The 17,941-nt window shown below is 45.5% G+C and carries 15 protein-coding genes; 9 read left to right on the forward strand and 6 right to left on the reverse strand.

The features are described from left to right. Positions 1-57 precede the first annotated feature (57 nt). The 3 genes from FKN16_RS16015 to FKN16_RS16025 all read left to right on the forward strand — a co-directional run bounded on the left by FKN16_RS16015 (position 58) and on the right by FKN16_RS16025 (position 3,302). On the forward strand, positions 58-660 hold the full coding sequence (locus tag FKN16_RS16015; RefSeq protein WP_031780204.1) for a YitT family protein: 603 nt from the start codon (positions 58-60) through the stop codon (positions 658-660). Between the two features lie 90 nt (positions 661-750). After that, positions 751-2,271 carry a winged helix-turn-helix domain-containing protein gene (locus FKN16_RS16020; protein WP_170903080.1) on the forward strand — a complete coding sequence of 507 codons (1,521 nt, stop codon included), beginning with the start codon at positions 751-753 and terminating at the stop codon, positions 2,269-2,271. A gap of 131 nt (positions 2,272-2,402) precedes the next feature. Next, a complete protein-coding gene (locus FKN16_RS16025; protein WP_170903081.1) occupies positions 2,403-3,302 on the forward strand; it encodes a hypothetical protein in 900 nt (299 codons plus the stop codon). Between the two features lie 104 nt (positions 3,303-3,406). On the opposite strand, the gene treC is transcribed toward FKN16_RS16025, so the two are convergent. The 4 genes from treC to gmhB all read right to left on the reverse strand — a co-directional run bounded on the left by treC (position 3,407) and on the right by gmhB (position 8,385). After that, positions 3,407-5,092, reverse strand: coding sequence for an alpha,alpha-phosphotrehalase (gene treC / locus FKN16_RS16030; protein ID WP_170903082.1), 1,686 nt, complete (start codon positions 5,090-5,092; stop codon positions 3,407-3,409). A gap of 87 nt (positions 5,093-5,179) precedes the next feature. Further along, on the reverse strand, positions 5,180-6,604 hold the full coding sequence (gene treB / locus FKN16_RS16035; protein WP_046874302.1) for a PTS trehalose transporter subunit IIBC: 1,425 nt from the start codon (positions 6,602-6,604) through the stop codon (positions 5,180-5,182). 178 nt (positions 6,605-6,782) lie between these two features. Beyond that, entirely contained in the window at positions 6,783-7,730 is a 948-nt protein-coding gene (gene treR / locus FKN16_RS16040; protein WP_047010145.1) for a trehalose operon repressor TreR, read from the reverse strand. A 103-nt stretch (positions 7,731-7,833) separates the two neighbouring features. Next, on the reverse strand, positions 7,834-8,385 hold the full coding sequence (gene gmhB / locus FKN16_RS16045) for a D-glycero-beta-D-manno-heptose 1,7-bisphosphate 7-phosphatase (protein ID WP_005391350.1): 552 nt from the start codon (positions 8,383-8,385) through the stop codon (positions 7,834-7,836). Between the two features lie 341 nt (positions 8,386-8,726). On the opposite strand from gmhB, the gene metN reads away from it, so the two are divergent. Genes metN through FKN16_RS16060 form a run of 3 tightly spaced genes read left to right on the forward strand, consistent with a single transcriptional unit; the run spans position 8,727 to position 11,270 of the window. Further along, positions 8,727-9,761 (forward strand): methionine ABC transporter ATP-binding protein MetN, encoded by a 1,035-nt coding sequence (metN, locus tag FKN16_RS16050; RefSeq protein WP_005391353.1) that lies wholly within the window; start codon positions 8,727-8,729, stop codon positions 9,759-9,761. Further along, a complete protein-coding gene (locus tag FKN16_RS16055; protein WP_005391355.1) occupies positions 9,751-10,428 on the forward strand; it encodes a methionine ABC transporter permease in 678 nt (225 codons plus the stop codon). The genes metN and FKN16_RS16055 overlap by 11 nt, the downstream gene beginning before the upstream one ends. 32 nt (positions 10,429-10,460) lie before the next feature. Beyond that, entirely contained in the window at positions 10,461-11,270 is an 810-nt protein-coding gene (locus FKN16_RS16060) for a MetQ/NlpA family lipoprotein (protein WP_005391357.1), read from the forward strand. 111 nt (positions 11,271-11,381) lie between these two features. On the opposite strand, the gene FKN16_RS16065 is transcribed toward FKN16_RS16060, so the two are convergent. Both FKN16_RS16065 and syd read right to left on the reverse strand, forming a co-directional pair. Then, entirely contained in the window at positions 11,382-12,158 is a 777-nt protein-coding gene (locus tag FKN16_RS16065) for a Zn-ribbon-containing protein (protein ID WP_170903083.1), read from the reverse strand. A 2-nt stretch (positions 12,159-12,160) separates the two neighbouring features. Further along, the gene (syd, locus tag FKN16_RS16070; protein ID WP_053808745.1) at positions 12,161-12,706 is read right to left on the reverse strand and encodes a SecY-interacting protein; all 546 of its coding nucleotides are present in this window, start codon (positions 12,704-12,706) and stop codon (positions 12,161-12,163) included. A 108-nt stretch (positions 12,707-12,814) separates the two neighbouring features. Here syd and queF point away from each other — a divergent pair, with 108 nt between their 5' ends. The 3 genes from queF to FKN16_RS16085 all read left to right on the forward strand — a co-directional run bounded on the left by queF (position 12,815) and on the right by FKN16_RS16085 (position 17,772). After that, positions 12,815-13,660 (forward strand): NADPH-dependent 7-cyano-7-deazaguanine reductase QueF, encoded by an 846-nt coding sequence (gene queF, locus FKN16_RS16075; protein WP_170903084.1) that lies wholly within the window; start codon positions 12,815-12,817, stop codon positions 13,658-13,660. 165 nt (positions 13,661-13,825) lie between these two features. Continuing rightward, entirely contained in the window at positions 13,826-16,108 is a 2,283-nt protein-coding gene (locus tag FKN16_RS16080; protein ID WP_005391368.1) for a hypothetical protein, read from the forward strand. Positions 16,109-16,206: 98 nt separating this feature from the next. Further along, positions 16,207-17,772: a GGDEF domain-containing protein gene (locus FKN16_RS16085; RefSeq protein WP_170903085.1), complete on the forward strand. Its 1,566-nt coding sequence runs from the start codon at positions 16,207-16,209 to the stop codon at positions 17,770-17,772. Positions 17,773-17,941: the final 169 nt, after the last annotated feature.

A 17,941-nucleotide genomic window follows, 5' to 3' on the forward strand; every position in this document is an offset into this window, starting at 1 on the left:
AAGATCATCTTTTTACTACTATGCACGCCTTATTTATCACTAATGACTGCAACATTGATGGAAAAACACTCATTAAAAGAAGACTGGATAGCGATTCTCACGGGTACTTTTTTGGTAGCTCAAGGCGTTTTCTTTCTCCAATCCGCAAACCTCCTAACAGGGGGGACGACAGGATTGGCTCTGCTTATTAGCCAATTTACACCTTTTACGTTTGGTGTGCTGTACTTTTTAGCAAACAGTCCCTTTTACTTGCTAGCATGGAAACGCTTCGGCCGTCATTTCGCCATTAATAGTGCCATTTCTGGCGCTTTGGTTTCTATCTTTGCCGATCATCTTTATTTGCTAATCTCGCTCGAATCGGTAAATGAAGTTTATTGTGCCGTCGCAGGTGGGCTTTTAATGGGACTCGGTATGCTGATCTTGTTCCGACATCGCTCCAGCTTAGGTGGCTTTAACGTGCTGTGTTTATTTATTCAGGATAAATTTGGCATTTCAGTTGGTAAAAGCCAAATGGCAATCGATGCGTGCATTCTGTTTGCGTCATTCTTCTTTGTTACTCCAGAAGTAATTGGTCTTTCGATTTTGGGCGCGTTTGCACTGAATGTCGTGTTAGCGATGAACCACAAGCCTCATCGCTATTCCGTGACCTACGGTTCATAAACTTTTGATGATAATTGGAGCGCAATTTATAAGATTTTGCGCTCCAATCGCTATATAATATTTCGCCATTTCCAAATAACGCGGTGCGGTATGCGCGATTTTTTGCAACAAGCCAAACAAACTCACAGTTGTATTGCGATTGGCGAGTTGGTCTATAATCCGAAGACACAAACTCTTCATCAAGACACTGTCGCGATTGATCTCGAACCTCGTACCATTGAGTTATTAGAGCTGCTGCTAACAAGCGTGGGACATCCGCTCTCTGCCGATACCATTATCGAAACCATTTGGCAGAGCAAATTCATCTCTAAGAATGTACTCACTAACCGCATTAGCACCTTACGTGCGCTGCTACAACAGCATCTCCCCGAGTACGATGCGACTAAGCTCTTGGTCACTTATCCTCGCAAAGGTTACTTTCTAAACCCAGCGAATATCCGTTTAGTGCCACCAGCGAAAAACCATCGACGCGTTATCACAGCTCAAGTTACGAACCGTAAGAACATCAAGCTGATTTTTGCTTATAGCTTATGTGCCGTACTTACGGTTTGTAGCGTGACGCTCGCAAGCTTGTTATGGCAACGCCAAGAGATTTCAACGCAACAAACACGTCATCAGTTACTTATCCCCAAAGTCGAACTGCTGCTCAACCGTGTCGATGCGATTGGCTCCCAAGCAAGAAAGTATCGCATACTGGTCAAAGCCATCTTGCTGCAACAACAGGTCGAATATCCATACACCGACATCGCTAACCAAGACGCTCCCAGTTACTTTCTTGATCCTATCGGTCATACGCCGTATTTCCCTGGCGCGCGAAACATGCAGACCAGTGATTACGAACTCAACATAGAGTTAAAAGACGGCGCAGAGCAAGGCACCTTGAAAGCTCAGATGAGCCTTATTTATCCTGCGACAGGGAAACTGGCGTTTCGCAACGAATACACACTGCGCTTATCCGACCTACAATCGGATATCTTCCAAATTCACTCAGATGTCGCGCAATACTTCAACTTGCCTGCACCTTCGGCAAGCACATGGCAGCTGTCAGACGTTCACCAAAAAATGCTGTTTGAGAATGTCTTTTCTAACCAACCTCTCCAACAAGCTGATGAGTTTGCAGCTATCACAACCGCAAGGCATCTCGCTTTGTACGAGCAAGAACCTCAAAAGCTGGAAGCGTATTTGACGCAAGTGCAGTCGTCGTTCGATGTTTTGCCAGATGAGCTAAGCCTCTGGTTGGGCGTGTTGCATTTCAAACTAGGTAACCTAGACCGAGCAAAAGTTCTGCTGACCACACCAGATGGCGACTCACGTATTCAAAACGCGCTGATTTATACGTTTGTGTCTCACATCGCTTATAAACAAAACAAACTCGAACAGTTCCGTCTCAACTACATGGAATCACTGGTGGCACTGCTGCGCGTTTTGCCTTCCGAGACATTGTTTGAACGTCTTTCTCAATCTGAATCGAAAGAGACTTGCCTTCAACCATGGAAAACGTTGCATGTCAGTTTGACCGATCAAGAAATTATCAGCCGATGGAAAGCGCTCATCAACGAGTATTGCACCAACGTAGCTAACGAAATAAGCCCTAATAAAACAAAGACCTAAATATAAAATTAAGCTTTCGTTAAGCGCTATTAGCTTTTGTTTTTTGCCCTTTTTATCTCACTGAACTTAGCATGCTCGCATTCAAGCAACGGCCCAACATGAAGCGGCCTTATCAATCAGGAATATAAACCATGCTAAACAAAATGACGCTTATCGCAGCAGCAACTCTGGCTCTTTACGGCTGTGGCGGAGGTTCGTCTTCTGGCAGTGCTAATCCAAACAAAGTGCCTCAAGAAAGTTTCGACATCGCGATTCAAAACTCCATTTTCGCTCCCGAGACAAACACACAACTTAGCTACTCGTTTAGCTTGGATGGCCAATCTGAAGGTGACATGAAGCTGAGCTTTCAAGCGATGGATAGCGAGCAATTGTTGGCAGCATTGGCACAAATCCCAAACAGCGAGGCAATCATCCAGCTGGTTAATGACTTGGTGAACTACGGCGCTCAACAGTTCTACTACTCTGACGAACAGTTCAATAACGAAGAAGAGAGCAATACACTTTATTTTGCAGGCTCTGATGGTGCACTTCATGAAGTCACCGACGTTTATTCCATTGGCAATCAGTTTATTGCCATGCTAATGCACAGTAGCCCGATTTTCCGCCTGAACGGTAACGACGTAAAAGAGAAAAGCCCGAACATTGATATCGGTGAAGAAACCATGTCTCTGCAAACCACTCTTACAGGTAACGCAGTACACCACCTGTTAGACAGTTTTGAAGAACATGAGTGGGTACAAAACCTGCCAATGACAGCATCTTGCCAAGTGGTTTGGCAACAGCAAATCCGAGAGACGGGCGTACGTAAAACGTTCTCGATTTCGGGCAAGACAATTGAAGCGGCGTACCTGACGGAAGAGAATACTTACAACCTAAACTGCGATGATATGGACTCAATGGAATTCGCCACTTCAGCAGAACGTTGGTTTAACCCGAGCTTAGGTCTGATTGAGCAAATCGAACTACTAAAAGTACAACAAGTACAAATCAACGAAGAGAAAGTGCAGCTAACAGCGATTGAAACAAAATAAGCTCGCATCTTTTTGAGATACGGCATCTCAATAAAAGAAGGCTTTGGGGAGCACACCAAAGCCTTCATCTCGAACATCAATCCTAGGGGTGATGACACCCTAGTTTATTCTTCTATCAATAAAATACGAGTTTCGTAAGGTCGTAACACTTGATGGTTTGATGCGACTGCACTCGCTGAGTTTTGATAGTTAGATAGTAAGTTTTTCGCTTTACTCATATCCAAACGTTCTGGCAGAACGCATTCCACCTCTTCAGCGTAGTAGTTATTGATACACAGCAGCGTTTGTTTGTCGTTCTGGCGAGCGTAAGCAAAAATGCGTTGATGCTCTGGCAATAAATCTTCATAACGACCATCGGTGATCACCGAAACCTGTTTACGTAGCTCAATCAAACGTTTATAGAAATAGAACACCGAGTTCAAATCGGCAACCGCAGCTTCTGCGTTGATTTCAGAGTAGTTCTGCGCCACTTCAAGCCACGGTGTGCCTTCGGTAAAACCGGCGTGCTTTTGGCTGTTCCATTGCATTGGCGTACGTGAGTTATCACGCGACTTCTGCGCCAAAATCGCCATCATCTCCTCGTGTGATACGCCATCACGGTTGACCATGATGTCGTACATGTTGGTGCTTTCTACGTCGCGGTACTGGCTGATCTCCGTGTAACCTGGGTTGGTCATGCCAATCTCTTCCCCTTGGTAAACATAAGGTGTGCCTTGCATCATGTGTACAGACGCCGCCAGCATCTTGGCAGATTCGACGCGGTATTGTTTATCATCGCCTAAGCGGCTTACCACACGAGGTTGGTCGTGGTTACACCAGAACAGCGCCCCCCACCCTTTGCCATTTAAGCCCGTTTGCCAATGGTTGAAGATCTGCTTTAACTGAATGAAATCAAATGGCGCTTTGGTCCATTTTTCACCATTCGGATAATCGACTTTCAGATGATGAAAGTTGAACACCATGGATAGCTCTTTGCCGTCTAGCGAAGAGTATTGCTGGCAGTGATCTAGCGTGGTCGAAGACATTTCTCCCACCGTCACGCTGCCGTATTTTTGAAACACGGCTTCGCTAATCTCTTGCAGATATTCGTGCACGCGAGGACCATCAGTATAGAAACGACGGCCATCGCCAATATCATCGCTTGGGAAGTCTTGCTGTTTAGAAATCAGATTGATGACGTCGAGACGGAAACCATCCACTCCTTTGTCTGCCCAGAAGCTGATGACTTCTTTGACTTCTTCGCGCACCACTGGGTTTTCCCAGTTCAAATCCGCCTGCTCTTTAGCAAAAAGGTGCAAGTAGTACTGCCCTGTCGCTTCATCCAATTCCCAAGCATTGCCTCCAAACTTCGATTGCCAGTTGTTGGGCTCTGCGCCATCAATCGGATCTTTCCAGATGTAGTAATCACGGTAAGGGCTGTTTTTGTCCCCTAACGCCGATTGGAACCACTTGTGTTCTGTCGAAGTATGGTTGACCACGATGTCCATGATGATTCGAATGCCCAGCTGATGAGCCTCTGCCAACAGGGTATCGAAATCTTCCATAGTGCCGAACTCTGGATTGATCGCGTAGTAATCGGAGATATCGTAACCGTTATCAACCATTGGAGACTGATACACTGGCGTCAGCCAAATCGCATCCACACCGAGATGTTTTAGATAATCCAGTTTAGAAATGATCCCTTTAATATCGCCCGTGCCTTTACTGCCGCTGTCACAAAAGCTTTTTGGGTAAATTTGATAGATGGTTGCGGTTTTCCACCAGCTCTCATCATGCTTGGTCATAGCCATTTCTAACACTCACTTACCAGTAATCGGAAACTTAAAATTTGAAAAGAAAAATAGGAGGAGGCAGCCAAGTCACTGCCTCAAATTGAATTACGCGTTTGCCGCCTCAAGCTCACCTTTGGCTTGTGCACGCTTATAAAGAATTAATGTTAATGCGGCAGGTACCACCATCGCGACTAACATCGCCAGAGCAAAGATGCCCCAGAACTGCGGCTGGATAGATAAGATACCCGGCAAGCCGCCCACACCGATACCGTTCGCCATGACGCCCGCACTACCACAGATAGCAGCAGCACATGCACTACCGATCATCGCACTCAACATTGGGAACTTGTATTTCAAGTTGATGCCGTACATCGCCGGCTCTGTTACGCCAAGGTAGGCAGAAATCGCTGCTGGCACTGAGATTTCACGCTCATCCTGCTTTTTACTGATGATAATGATGCCAACCACTGCCGATGCTTGAGCAATGTTCGATAGTGCAATCAAAGGCCAAATCGGCGTGCCACCCAATTCTTGCATCAACTGCAAGTCAACGGCGTTGGTTGTGTGGTGGATACCTGTTATCACAAGTGGCGCGTATAAGAAGCCGAAGATGGTTGAACCAATCATCGCGAAGTCACCCGTCATAGCTGCTTTTGCTGCGAAAGCAACGCCGTCACCCAACATACGACCGAATGGGCCAATGATAGAGTGCGCAAGAATCACAGACACAATGATAGAAACAAACGGCACTACTACTAGGTAAAGGTAAGACGGAATGATGCGTTTTAAGCGTGTTTCGATAAACGCTAGTGCGATACCTGCTAACATCGCGGGAATCACCTGCGCTTGGTAACCGACTTTCTCAATCGCAAACAACCCAAAGTCCCACACTTCAGGTACTTGCTTACCAATCAGGTAGGCGTTCATTAACTGCGGCGAAACCAAAGTTACACCAAGCGTGATACCCAGAATCGGTGTACCACCGAGCTTTTTCACGGTCGACCAACACACACCAACGGGTAGGAAGAAGAAAATCGCTTCACCAATTAACCATAGGAATGAGTGAACAGTCGCCCAAAACTGACTGATTTCCGTTAGGGTTTGACCATCAAACATTTTGATGTCGCCAATCACATTACGGAAACCAAGGATCAGACCACCAGTGATGATCGCAGGTAGCAACGGTACAAAGATTTCTGCAAGGTGGGAAATACCACGCTCAACGATATTCATGTTTTGGCGAGCAGCATTCTTGGATTCGTCTTTGCTCGCTTCACTTTTACCGCTTAGCTCGATCAGAACTTTGTAAACCTCATCAACTTCAGTGCCGATGACGACTTGGAATTGACCTGCGTTGGTAAAACAGCCCTTCACCATCGGTAATGCTTCTAACTGTTTTGTGTCTGCTTTGTCCGTATCGTTTAGAACAAAACGCAAGCGAGTTAAACAGTGGCTTACACTGGCAATATTGTCCGGCCCCCCGACCAGCTCAATAAGACGCTCCACGTCTTTACGCGCAATCTTACTCATAACTTTGTCCACCCTGTATTGGATACATTCGATTCATCATTTTATTTTTTTATAAATGGGAACATTCCCATTTCTTAATTTTAATATTGCCACTCAAAGACAAAAAACAAAATGGGAACAGTCCCATTAATTGAGAATGATCACAGTATAATTCTAGAGCAAATCGTTGTAGTGTGGATTAGCGGCAAATAGGTTGTTGAGTGAAGTGGACGACTTCTTCATCGCCATTTAATTGATTAATCAGCATTTTAGCGGACTTTTCACCCGCAAGGGTATAACCAGGATCGACACTAAATACTTTAGGGAAAAGGAAAGAAAGCAACTCGTTACCACCCACGCCTGTCACGACCACGTCTTCACGACCTAACTCTTGAAGACGCTTGATTACGCCCAATGCAATGGTATCGCTGGCACACACAATGGCTTGCGTGTCTGCATTGAGAACGTGGTCCACCAGCTGATAAGCACTTTCATGGCTAAGCTTACCGGTTTGGAAGCAAGGCGTAAGTTGCTTGCGCTGACACCAAGCTTTGTAAGCATTTAAACGAGCCAAGCCTGTGGTTTTATCTTCGGGATCAACACCAATATAAGCAATGCGAGATAAAGATTGCTGCTCAAGGTGAGACAAAGCCATGTCTATCACGCCTTGGTTATCATAATTGATGGAAGAGACGTTATCGGTATCCATCGCAATCACCACAATGCGATTGCCCCACTCAGCTAAGGCTTGCTCATCGCATCCAGTAAAGCCAAATACAATCACGCCATCCACATTGCGACGCTTAAGCACACTCAAGTGCTCATTGGTTTTGTCTCGGTCAAACTGACTCTCCATGATCACCGCATCATAACCAGCGGAATACAATGCATTGAGCATTGTACCAACGGCGCGATTTTCTGATGGTGAGTCCAGACGGGAGATGATAACACCAATGACTTTTTGGCTACCGCCACGCATTGATTGCGCAGATTTGGACGGTACATAACCAGATTCACGAATGATTTGCTCTACTTTCTCTCGCGTTTGAGGTTTCACTTTTGGATCGTTGGTAAGCACACGGCTTACTGTTGATTTGCCAACGCCTGCCAATTTCGCGATATCAAGAATGGTGAGTTTTTTGCTCATAAGTGATCAAACTAGAATGGATGAATGCTTAGGTGACTGAACTTTAACAGTAATAAGAGAAAAGGGAAGCAAACGCTTCCCTTAAATATGCGAATTGTGCAGATTATTTCTTTAGATATGCAGGCACGTCAGCAACACTATCAAGCACAACCGTTGCCAATGCTTCACCTTGCTCAGTAATAGGCTTACCTGTGCGAACCAAAATCTTGGTACCAACGCCCGCGGCTTCTGCTGCCATCATGTCTTCGGCTTTATCACCAATCATCACAGATTTTTCCATGTCGATTTTCAAGAAGTCGCGAGCAGAGATAAACATACCAGGTTTAGGCTTGCGGCAATCACAATCCTGCTTGTAATCGCCAATGCCATGCTCAGGGTGATGCGGACAGTAGTAGATACCATCAAACTCAACACCATGATCAACAAAGTTCCAGTCCATCCATTGAGTCAGAGACAAGAAACGGTCTTCACTGAATTTACCACGTGCGATGCCCGATTGATTCGTCACTAGCACTAAGAGGTAACCTTGATCTTTCAGCGCTTTCGTCGCTTCAAACACACCATCAATGTACTCAAAATCATGTTCGTCATGAACGTAGCCGTGATCAACGTTTATCACGCCATCACGATCGATAAAAACAGCAGGTTTTGCCAAAACGTATTTCTCTATTAACTCGGTTTAATCAGATTATTACATACCTTATAAACTTCAACACTATCTAATTCATTCTAGGCCTCGACAAAACAGTTGATTTGTTGGGCAAGAATCGGTAATTCTGAGTGGGCTCTCCACTTATCTTCTCCTCGTAACTTACTCCTCATTCTCTTCAAAACAGAACATCCATACATTTAGACGTCTAGACGTAAAAATATCTATTGACTTCATTCTGGTTAACCCATAGCATCAACTGAGAAGTGAGATAAAGCTCAACATTAAGTTCTGTCAAAGGCCGTTTTTGACAGCGAAGTTCCCCGTATCTTTGGGCAGGTTGAAACATGATAGAAATAAAAAACGTCAATAAAGTGTTCTACCAAGGCAGTAAGGAAATCCTTGCCCTGAAAGACATTAACCTACACATCGCCAAGGGCACCATCTTCGGTGTTATCGGTTCATCTGGTGCTGGTAAAAGTACGCTGATCCGCTGCGTAAACATGTTAGAAGCACCAACATCTGGCTCCATCATCGTTGATGGCATTGATTTAACAAAACTCAGCAAAAAGCAGTTGGTCGAAACGCGCCGTAACATCGGCATGATCTTCCAGCATTTTAATCTGCTCTCGTCTCGTACTGTGTTTGATAACGTGGCGCTACCACTGGAACTGGCAGGCAAAGACAAATCGCAAATCACAACAAAAGTCACTGAGTTACTAAAACTTGTTGGCTTAGCCGACAAACACGAAAGCTATCCGTCCAACCTAAGTGGCGGTCAAAAACAACGTGTGGCTATTGCTCGCGCATTGGCATCCGATCCAAGCGTACTACTGTGTGACGAAGCCACTAGCGCACTGGATCCTGCAACAACTCAATCTATCCTTGAGCTATTGAAAGAGATCAACCGCAAACTCAACATCACGATTCTACTGATCACCCACGAAATGGAAGTGGTAAAAAGCATCTGTCACGAAGTGGCGATCATCGGTGGTGGTGAGTTGGTGGAGAAAGGCACCGTTGGCGATATTTTCGCGCACCCTAAAACGGAGCTGGCGCACCAATTCATTCGCTCAACGCTGGATCTATCCATTCCTGAAGATTACCAAGCACGTCTGCAAGCAGAGCGTGTTGATGGCAGCTACCCGTTGGTTCGCTTAGAGTTTACTGGCGCAACCGTCGATGCACCGTTAATGTCGCAAATTTCTCGTAAATACAATATTGATGTGAGTATTTTGAGCTCCGATCTTGATTACGCTGGCGGCGTGAAATTCGGCATGATGGTCGCAGAGCTATTTGGTAACGAAGAAGATGACAACGCAGCATTGGAATACCTGCGCAAGCACAACGTAAAAGTAGAGGTACTTGGTTATGTCCTTTAACACAATTTCTGAATGGCTGAGTTTAAACAGCAAACTACTTTTAGGTGCAACGTGGGAAACGCTTTACATGGTTGCGGTTGCCGGATTAGTCGGCTTTGCCGTGGGTATTCCATTAGGCGTAATCCTCCATATTACTAAGAAAGGCGGCCTACTTGAAAACACCAAACTAAATAGCAGCTTAGGCGCTGTCGTTAACATTGGTCGTTCTGTGCCATTCCTCGTCCTGATGGTTGCGATTATTCCAGTGACAAAAATGCTAGTTGGAACCTTTATCGGTACAACCGCAGCAATCGTCCCACTGACTATTGGTGCCATTCCGTTTGTTGCCCGTCTTATTGAAGGTGCTTTGTTAGAGGTACCAACAGGCTTGGTGGAAGCGGCGCAGTCAATGGGGGCAACACCAACACAGATCATCACAAAAGTTCTACTACCTGAAGCAATGCCGACTATTGTTAACTCAGTAACGATCACCTTAGTCACTCTCGTTAGCTACTCGGCCATGGCGGGTACGGTAGGCGGCGGCGGACTCGGCGACGTAGCCATCCGTTACGGTTTCCACCGCTACGATGTAACTATCATGGCTGTGACTGTCGTGATGCTGATTGTTCTAGTACAGATTATTCAGTCTATCGGTGACGCAGTGGTGCGCCGTGTAGACCACAGATAAGCATTGAAAATACAAATTATAAGGAGATAAAGATGAAATTTAGCCTTAAAGGTCTTTTGACTGTAGCAACGGCCGCTTCTGCTCTTGTTCTAGCGGGTTGTGGCGACAAAGAAGTAGACGTAAATAAAGTAAAAGTTGGCGTTATTGCTGGTGCTGAAGCACAAGTTGCCGAAGTTGCAGCTAAAGTAGCAAAAGAAAAGTACAACCTAGACGTTGAATTAGTAACATTTACCGATTACGTAACGCCAAATGCCGCTCTGGATGATGGTTCAGTAGACGCGAATGCGTTCCAACATAAACCATACCTAGATCAACAAGTGAAAGACCGCGGCTACAAACTGGCTATCGCGGGTAACTCATTCGTTTACCCTATTGCTGGTTACTCTAAGCAAGTGAAGTCAATCGATGAAATCCAAGATGGCGCACGCATCGCAGTTCCAAACGATCCAACGAACCTAGGTCGCTCACTACTGCTTCTTGAGCAACAAGGTTTGATTACGCTACGTGATGGCGTTGGTCTACTCGCTACAGTACGTGACATCGTAGGCAACCCTAAAAATATCGAAATCATTGAGTTAGAAGCGCCACAACTTCCACGTTCATTGGATGACGTAACGCTATCTATCATCAACACCACTTACGCAAGCTCTATCGACCTATCGCCAGAGCGTGACGGCGTGTTCGTTGAAGATAAAGACTCACCATACGTAAACCTAATTGTTGCTCGCGAAGAAAATGTTAATGCGCAAAACGTACAAAACTTCGTAAAAGCTTACCAAACGGAAGAAGTTTACGAAGCGGCAAAAGAGCTGTTCAAAGGCGGCGTAGTGAAAGGTTGGTAATCCCACTTTTCTAAACCGTACTGAAAATAATAGTCTGAACATAAAAAGGGCTGATGTGAAAACATCAGCCCTTTTATTTCTCTATCTAACCATTTTAGTAACCTCAATTAGTTACTTAAGGTGGTCCCAAGAGATATTCGACACGATTCGGCAGTCATCACACTTAAAGTGAAATATGTCATGTAGTGGCTCATCGAGTAGCCACTCTCCACCGCATTTTGGGCACTTGCGCGCTTTCTCACTCTCCAGCGACTGACCACCGACACGATATTGGTAATAGTACGTAGGAACCTTGGTGATGTATTCGATACGACCTCGCAAATCCCAACCGCGGCGGAACAACACGCTGTCTACATCGCAAATCTCGTGCAGCGCCGCATGCTCTGCACGGCACCCGCCAGCCATTTGGATTTCATCGCACGCTTGCCATTCTGTCTGCCATTTGATGACGGCTTTATGGTCACCATTTAGCGTCGGCTCATTGCGATACAAAGGAATCGGCAACAAGGTTTCACCACTGCGCAGTGGCGAGCATGTGTGCACATACGTCGTGTAGAGCACTTGCCAACTTGGCGCTTCGTCTTCGGCCGCTTGTTCTGAATTTAAATCACGACCAAGCATACGCATTTTCGGTGCAAGCAAAGACGCGTCTGACAAACGGTTCATGCACACTTTGACAAAATCTGAGTGATAACGTGGATGCAAACTGTCTTGCTCTGGGCAAACGACACGAACATAAAACTCGCCATCTCCCATCACTATCGGGAATTCACGGCCTAGTACTTGGCCGTTGTAACGCAACGCATCCATCAAGCCATTAATGGCTTTGTCTACCGCGCTGACGGTGGTGTTATCAAAACACTCAAACTGCAACTCAACAACGTACATATTTAGACAGCGGCCTCTAACTTGCTCAAGAACTCAGCCAATGAATCCGCCAGCACATCGCGTTTAGACGTACCTAAACGCTCTAAAATCACATTACCAGTGAGGTTACAAATAGAGATTACATCCATTTCCTCATCTGTCGCCGCGATAAATACCGTTGGTTTAAGTTTCAGGCGACGTTGCGTCACCAAATGACCAAGAATATTTTCTTGTAGGCGCACAAAATCATCATCGCTCCACACTTGCAGCAGCGTCAACGAATTACCTTGCCAAGTTGCCTCCATATCGGCGCTGTATTGAGAACCATAAAAGGCTTTTACATCATCTTGCAGTGACAACTCAATCGCATTTTCCACATTAGTGAAATCGGCCATTTCATCACGTGCGACCGCTTTCCAAAGCACCTTTCCATCACGCTTCTCTTCGACACAAGGAGAAACAAGATCTGCAAGCTCTTCACTGCTTGGCAACTCATTATATTTAGCTTGCCAAGCTTGTTGGTAGCGCAGGCTGAACTCTTGTAGCGCCTGAGTAACGTTTTGGGTCATGAAGGTCTCCTCATTCCTTATTTATCAGATAGCCGTGTTTGCCGGATGGCAATTGACCAGCGGATTCAGTAAAATTCTCGCCATTCTAATCGAAAACGACCACAAAGTATGAGCAAATATTCTGACGCTAAAGAGCTTGCTGGCCTAACACTAGGTAAACAGACCGAGTATGCGAACCAATACGACCCAAGCTTGCTGCAACCAGTTCCTCGTAGCCTAAACCGAGATGACCTTCAGTTAGGCGACAGCCTTCCTTTTATGGGCCACGACATTTGGACGCTGTACGAGCTATCTTGGTTAAATAGTAAAGGCTTACCACAAGTGGCCGTTGGCGAAGTATACATTCCAGCTACCAGTGCAAACTTGATTGAGTCGAAGTCTTTCAAACTGTACTTAAACAGCTACAACCAAACCCGTTTTTCAAGCTGGGAAGAAGTTGAAGAGCGTTTAACGCAAGACCTATCTGAATGTGCCGGTGAAAAGGTGTTGGTCGAGGTGAACCCGGTTACTCACTACACCAATCAGCCTATTGTGACAATGGAAGGCGAATGCATTGATGACCAAGACATTGACATCACCAGTTACGATTTTGATGCCAATTTGCTTGAAGGCGCAGCAGGTGAAGAGCAAGTGGAAGAAATCCTACATAGCCATCTATTGAAGTCAAACTGTTTAATCACTAACCAGCCTGACTGGGGCAGTGTAGAAATTCGCTACCAAGGTGCGAAAATAGATCGCGAGAAACTGCTGCGTTACTTGGTATCTTTCCGCGAGCACAACGAATTTCACGAACAATGTGTTGAGCGTATTTTTACTGATCTAATGAAATACTGCCAACCAAGCAAACTGACCGTATTCGCCCGCTACACGCGCCGTGGTGGCTTGGACATCAACCCGTACCGCTCAACGGAACAAGACAAGCCAGATCACAACCACCGCATGGCTCGTCAGTAATCGCGTTAGTGACAGAAATAAGTTCGGTAATCTAAAGGGTTACCGGACGTTTTTATTGTCCAAGCATGTTACTATATCAAATGGCTTCAACCTGCATTTAAGAGGCTTGTTGAGGTCTTTTACCGTTATCCGCCATATCTAAAAACAGTTCGAGGGAACGAAAGGATGTTTTGGGACAGTTCGCGTCTATTCAAGTTGATTGGCTTTCTTTGCTTGCTGTTTGTACAGCCGCTTCACGCGACCATTTTATCGTCCGCGTTACTCAACGAAGCACAACAATTGGCGGAAATAGAGCCATCACAAGCAAAACAAGCGGCAACCAACTACTTGTCACAACGTGAGCTAACGGAACGCAAAGAGAGTGACAGCCCTTCTGCTATGTCTCGTGACGAGACCGATCGTAGCGTTCGCACACCAAGCAGCACCATCGAAGCACACAAGATTATCGCTCAGGCAGACTACGCCATGGGTAACGTTCGTTCGGCTATCGAACACCTAAACAAAGCCGAGCGCTTAGCGCAAGAATATCAATTGCCGTACATGGACTTAGATCTCCAGCTGATGCGCAACCAAATGATTTGGATGTACGACAAAAACTATTCAAAAGCGGAAGATACGCTTAACCAAATTGAGCAGCAACTTGATGAAGCTGATGCGGTATTGCAACGTACCGACAGCGTTCGCTATCGATTAGTGATGCAAAGAGCGCTCCTCGCTTCACATAGTGGCGATCTGATTAAAGCGGAAAGTTTGTATTCTCAAGCCAAAACTATGCTTGAAGACAGCCGATCTGACTTAGCCTTGATCGACTATTACACAGCCGTCGGCGAGTTTTATCTGAATAGCAAAAAATACAATTTGGCTTTGTCGGAACTGCTTTACGGTTATTGGCAATCTATTGAGAGTGACAGTGGCGCAAGGTTAGCAAAAGTTAATCGCCTGTTGGCGAGGCTATTCCAAGAGCGCCGAGTTTACGACAAAGCGATCGAATACTTATCTCAAGCCGCAGACTTCTATGACTCCTACCCTAGCTCTCCCATCCTAGCGGATGTCCTTGAGCAAATGGGTGACATTTATTTTTACCAAGGCAAGTTTAACCTTGCCTTAGTGCACTACTTCAACGTGCTGGACCATGAAAGCACCAGTAAGAACATTAATCGGATCATTAAGATTCGCTTAAGCTTGGCGGCTACCTATCTGCAACTGTACAATTACGCGCTAGCAGAACAATACCTAGACCGCTCTAAAGAGCTTTTAGAATACACTGACATACCTAAGCTTGAAGCAAAGGCAGCGTTGCTTCAGTCAGGTTTGGCTTATCATCAAAACGACAGTAAAAACGTCATTACCAATGCAAAGCTGGCGTTAGCACTTGCTGAAAAGTCACCTGAAAATAACAACTTCATTAAGCAGCAGTCTTACCGCTTACTCGGGCTTGGTTACGAACAGGCAGGCGAATACCAACTTTCTCTGCAGGCTTATAAGAAATACACCAACCTTGTGCGTTTAGAGCAAAAGCAGCTCAACCAAATCAGTGAGGATGCATTCCGCCAACAAAAAGAATTTGCTGAACAAACCATCCACTATATCGGTCAATCGGAACGCCTTGAGCAAGTGGAAAGGGAACACCGCAAATTCCAGAAAATCTCATTCGCATTGTTTATTACTGTGTTGGTGATGTTTTTGTTCATTATGCGCCGCGGCGTGATCATGCAGCGCCAAGCAAGTGAAATCGAAAAACTGCGTAATGATCTCTTCACTCACTCTCGTTCCCGTTTACGTAACTTGCGTATGCTGAACGTGAAGCTGTCTCGCTCATTGAAAAAGTCGAGCGAAACTTTCGAGCAATGGCAAATGGGCGAATTGATCCACGAGCCACTTAACGATCGCCTGCGCTTTGTCATGATCGACTTGCCATTCCTACGAAGCATGTACGTCCATAACGGCTATAAAGCGGGCTTGGAGCTGGAGCGCGCATTTGGTGACTTCCTAGCGGAAAAGATAGAAAAACCGTCGCGCCTTTACCATTTCTCAGATGCAAACCTACTCTACATAGAACCGAACGCTGACCGTGATGCTTCTGCCGAAGTCATGTTCGAGAAATTCCAGACTTGGGTGGATGAGTTCGCTCAGCAGCACAACGTCAACCGTATTATTCGCATGGGTATCAGCGATTATCCGTTCTTACCACGAGCCTACACTGCAATTAACGACGAGGAATTACTCGATCTGTTGCTGCTTGCGACTCACATTGCGCGAGAAGTCAGCTTGAAGGATAAGCAAAGCCACTGGGTTTTCTTGAAAGCCATCGATAACGCACCCGCCGCGAGCTTTGCAACGGGTAACATAAGAACCGCCTGTCAGCATGCCATTAGCCAAGGCCTGATTAAGATCCATTCGTCCTACAAGAATGAGGACGACATCAAGAAAATATTAAAAAATGGATAATTAAACGCCTGTTAGACATAATAACTAATGACGCTATAACGTTTTTTGTTATTATCGGATAATTGTCAGTAGTACATGGACTTAACCGTAGTCACTTCATGGGAATCTTGGAATCCGATATTCAGTCGCAGCTTCATCAGCTGAGTTGTCAACTTGACCAACTCAGACTGACACATCGTGATACTTCACTCAAATTCAAACGTGAACAACAAGTTCTTAAACGCGTTGTGGCATCATTGTCTTCAGCTTGCCAGGGTTCGAATACCCAGGTATCCAATTACCTGTTTGAAATCCAACAAGAGCTGCAACATCAAAAAGATATCAGTACTCTTATTCCACGTTTAGCGGTATTAGAGAGAATGCTCAAACAGCAGTCGAAGACGATGGACAAACAGAACGGCTACCTAGACGAACAAATCAAACACAGTGGTGAAACACTCCAACGTGTCACAGGTTTACCTGCGCAGTTAAAACGTGAACTACGGAACTTAATGAGTTTCTCAGAAGCTCATGCCAGCAATAAAGCCGATCAAGCCACTAAGCTACTGAGCATTTACGAACGCGCTCTGAAAATCATCACTTCCAACTCGCGTTTGCATCTCAGTGAGTTTGAGAATAATCCTGATAAGTCTCAACTTGAGTGCTTAGCCAGCGATCTACAACATACCATCACCGAGCTGGATTTTGAGGGAGAAACGGGAGATCGATTGCTCGATATTCGGGCTAAGCTGCTTCTTGGCGTGAGTGCAGAGTCTCTCATTGAGCTTACGCTCTCAACGCTGAAATTGGTTGTCGAAGCAACAAAGTTCGAGCGCGAAGCGTCTAGCCAATTCCTTGAGCAGCTGAACACTTCTCTCGCAAGTAACCTAAAAACCGTTCATCAGAACGTCGACCAACATCATACCTACTTTGAGCACCGCCAAGAGCTCAACACAGAAATGAACAGTCTGATTGAATTGAGTCAACTATCGCTCGACCAAGCTCAAGATCTAGCGGATGTAAAAAAAGAAATCGCCCCGTTACTTGCGAAAATGGCGTCGCTGACAGAGCGACTTAAAATGACGGAAGAACGAGAACAAGCGCTGCAAGAGCGTTTGAATTACAGTAAGAACCAGCTCGAAGCCGTGTTTGAAACCACCCAAGATCATCGTCGACGCTTAGATGACCAAGCTCAGCGCATGTTGCTCGACCCTCTGACTAAAGTCTATAACCGCACCGCATTTAATGATCGACTGGAGCTAGAGTATCGCCGTTGGATTCGCTCTCAACAGAACCTGCGTGTAGTGTTGTTTGACGTTGATAACTTCAAAGCGGTGAATGACAGCTATGGCTATACGGCTGGTGATAAAGCGTTGAAGATCATCGCTCGCACCATTAATAAACGCGTATCAGAAACTGAGACGGTAGCTCGCTTTGGTGGTGAAGAGTTTATTTTACTCGTTCCAGAACAATCTGAAGAATACACACTGGATCTCATTAAACATATCCAGCGTGATATTAGCCAATTACCATTTAAGTTCCGTGAGCAAAATATCATGATCACCCTAGCGGCTGTGTCGACCTCTTTTAAAGAGTCCGATACGCCAGAGTATGTACTCGATCGACTCGGCAAGATGCTTGCGGACGCTAAAAAACGTGGAACAAATCAGCTTAACTGGAGCTAGATTTCGTACAAAAAGCGAACAAACAAACCAGAATTGGCGCAATTTACGCTTTATAACCACCCATTTTCAACGAGTTATCACATTTCTTCCCTTTCAGTCTGCTAAGCTGTAAAAACCCAAGTCACTTCAAGATGATGCATTTACAGAACGCGAATGTACCATCTTGAGG

It is taken from the genome of Vibrio sp. 11-4(1) (assembly GCF_013048625.1).
Lineage (GTDB): Bacteria > Pseudomonadota > Gammaproteobacteria > Enterobacterales > Vibrionaceae > Vibrio > Vibrio diabolicus.